Genomic DNA, 3,580 nt, shown 5'->3' with positions numbered 1-3,580 from the left:
AGGAGGATTAGGAGTCGCAGGATTATTAGCAGCATGGGCAAATCACTCCAAAAATAGTGAAATTAACCTCACAGCACAGCCAAATCAAAGTGGATTAGCAACTTGGTCAGTTCCACAAGCAGACAAAGATGCAGCTAAATCCCATGGAGGTCAAGAATATCAACTGCGGGTTTATGATGTCACAGATACAGATATAGACCTAGATTCACAACCTGCTCCAACTGTGCAGCAGTATGATTGCTCAGAATCAACTACAAACAAGCAAATAGATTCTTTAGTACCAGAGCATGACTATCAAGCAGAAATAGGTTATGTAACTGATGATGGTCAGTGGTTAAAGTTAGCTCGTTCTGAGAAAATCAGGATATCAACACCAGAAACTGTTGCTCCAGTGGATGGAGATGACAGTACGGGAATATCAGTACCAGAAGCAGGGGTAGATACTACAGATAAAGCAACAACTCCCCCTGATGGAAATCAAACAACTCCAACAGATGGCATACCAATAGCACCAATAGTAGGAGGATTAGGAGTCGCAGGATTATTAGCAGCATGGGCAAATCACTCCAAAAATAGTGAAATTAACCTCACAGCACAGCCAAATCAAAGTGGATTAGCAACTTGGTCAGTTCCACAAGCAGACAAAGATGCAGCTAAATCCCATGGAGGTCAAGAATATCAACTGCGGGTTTATGATGTCACAGATACAGATATAGACCTAGATTCACAACCTGCTCCAACTGTGCAGCAGTATGATTGCTCAGAATCAACTACAAACAAGCAAATAGATTCTTTAGTACCAGAGCATGACTATCAAGCAGAAATAGGTTATGTAACTGATGATGGTCAGTGGTTAAAGTTAGCTCGTTCTGAGAAAATCAGGATATCAACACCAGAAACTGTTGCTCCAGTGGATGGAGATGACAGTACGGGAATATCAGTACCAGAAGCAGGGGTAGATACTACAGATAAAGCAACAACTCCCCCTGATGGAAATCAAACAACTCCAACAGATGGTATCGGAATAGGTCAAATATTAGGAGGATTAGGGATAGCAGGGTTATTAGCAGCATGGGCAAATCGAAGACGGGAACTAAATAGTGAAATAAACCTGACATCTCATCATAGTAAAAGTGCATCAGTAACTTGGTCAGTTCCACAAACAGACAAAGATGCAGCTAAATTATATGGAGGTCAGCAATATCAACTGCGGGTTTATGATGTCACAAATATCGACCTGGACTCACAACCAGCTCACAGTACCAAGTATTATGATTCCGAAGAGTCAAATCAGCAGTGGCAAGTAGGAAATTTACTAGATGATTGCGAATATCAAGCAGAAATAGGTTATGCTACTGATGATGGTCAGTGGCTACCATTGGCTCGTTCTAACCGAGTTCGGATATCAGAATATCCTGTAGATGAAAATATAGATGTAACAAAAGAACCAGAATTATTAGGTAAAACACCAGTAAAATGGGTATTACCTCCCTGTAAAATTACTATTACTCCTGAGAATGAAGAGAATATGATGGTGGTTTGGGAAGTTCCTCAAACTGCGAAAAATGCAATCAAAGAACAGGGGGGAGAACAATACCAGTTGCGAATTTATGATGTTACAGGTATTGACTTGGATACACAGCCAGCATACAATGTACAAGCCTACGATTGTGAGGAATCTACTCAGCAAATGCAAGCACCTGTTTTTGTAAAAGAACGCGAATATCAAGCAGAAATAGGCTATGTCACTGATGATGGTGAGTGGTTAAAATTGGCTCGTTCTAATCGTATCTGGATACCTGTACCTAACTTTACTGTAGACAGTGATGAAGTAAAAAGTACACAATTAGACACAACTCCCACCACAGTAACTATTCCAGAGGAAGCATTGAAATCCAGTTGGATTACTATAGTACCTAATGATAATCAGAGTGCTTGTGTTCATTTAGTAGTTTCTCAAGCTGCTAAAGATGCAGCAAAACAACAAGGTGGAAAGCAATACCAATTGCGGATTTATGATGTTACAGATGTTGATATAGACTCACAAAAAGCTCAAAAGATACAACAATACGATTGTGAGGAGTCTATCCAGAAACAGAAAATACCTATCAATGTTAGTTCTCTTAATTATGTTGATTATTTAGCAGAGATTGGTTATGTCACTAATAATTTGCAGTGGCTAAGGATTGTTTGTTCTGACCCACTGCGAATACCTGTTTTGACTCGAACTGATGATATTGAGGCAGTAGGAACAGTTCTTCCTGGCGAAACAGCTATTGATACAGATGTAATATCTCAAGTATCAGAAAGTGAAGAAGAAACAGCGATCGCAGCAAGCAATATTACTCCTGGTGACTGTGAGATTCAGCATCTTGTTGTCCATAGTCATAACAATTGCTATTCACTAAATGATGCACAAATCAAGGGACTGCAAGAAACGGCCGTCTCTAAAACCCTTGAACCAGGGATTTATGTTGCACGGATTAAAAGTGGTACATTTGGTTACGGTTCTAATATTTGTCCCTCTGGTGAACCATTTGTTTTACTTTGGATTTTTGGTGGAAAAGTCAAGAATAAAAAGACGAATATTCCGGTTGGGCAAACCTGGTCTACTTTGAATGGGTATCACGAAACACTAACGTTAGAGGTTTTGGAGACCACTACTTTGTATGTCTTTTTTGTTGATACTTATCCTGATGACAATAACGGAGAGCTTACTGTTTCTGTAGCTAAGTTATATTCCTAAGTAATAGGGTGGGTAAATCTCGCAATATTTACCCATCTAAAATTATATTATTAGGACTTACGCAGATACGCTATATATACTGTTCAAAACTATTGTCCAATAGTTAATTTACCCTATAAATAGTGCCTTTGCGTAAGTCCTGATTATATTAGATCATGTCCGGATGATCGCTAACAGCGGTTTTCATTTTGGTAGACCACAGTAGGAGCGAATGACCATAGGACTTACGCATGAACGCTATTGGTAGGGTGTGTTAGCGATAGCGTAACGCACAAAACCCTAAATCTATATGTCAGTGCGTAAGTCCTGGACCATTTGCTAACGTAGAAGCTCTTTGCTTTGCTCCGCGACCTGAAAAGTTAATGTACTCCCATGAAATTCACCATATCCGAAAACGTAATTATCAAGAAACCTCTCCCAGCAGCAGGTATTGTTTGCTCCAATCCTCAGCGCGCTCAACGTCTAGTCAACCGTTATTTTCCTTCAGCTCAATTACATACCGACAGTTGGGGCATAGTTATCTACACAGAGTAGTTACCAGGGGCACTATATGTTTGTTGCCAGTGTACCAATGGGTGCTGGTGGATCTGGCTTTGCTTTTCTGGAAATGTATGCTGCTGAAGCTAATTATATTGTTCGCTACGGGTCTAATGATCGATATGTATAGCAATGAGCGCTGGCATCTTTACATGTTACATAGATATTTGCAATGTAATATAAAAGTAACTGTATGAGCTGTATTTTTCATAAATTAGGCGATCGCTAAACCTTAAAGTTTTAAGGATGTCTGTAATGGTATTGATAATTTACAGTTTATAGCTTGAAATTGTTTAC

The 3,580-nt window shown here is 39.5% G+C and carries 1 protein-coding gene; it reads left to right on the top strand.

Annotated features, from left to right (window positions below; translation table 11 throughout):
- A partial coding sequence (locus F6K27_RS18545) for a DUF4912 domain-containing protein (protein ID WP_287279204.1) occupies positions 1 to 2,746 on the top strand: 2,746 nt, incomplete at its 5' end.
- Positions 2,747 to 3,580: the final 834 nt, after the last annotated feature.

This window comes from Okeania sp. SIO2F5 (assembly GCF_010692685.1).
Lineage (GTDB): Bacteria > Cyanobacteriota > Cyanobacteriia > Cyanobacteriales > Microcoleaceae > Okeania > Okeania hirsuta.
Note: the sequence above shows the minus strand (reverse complement) of the source record. Positions and strands in the feature narration are given on the sequence as shown.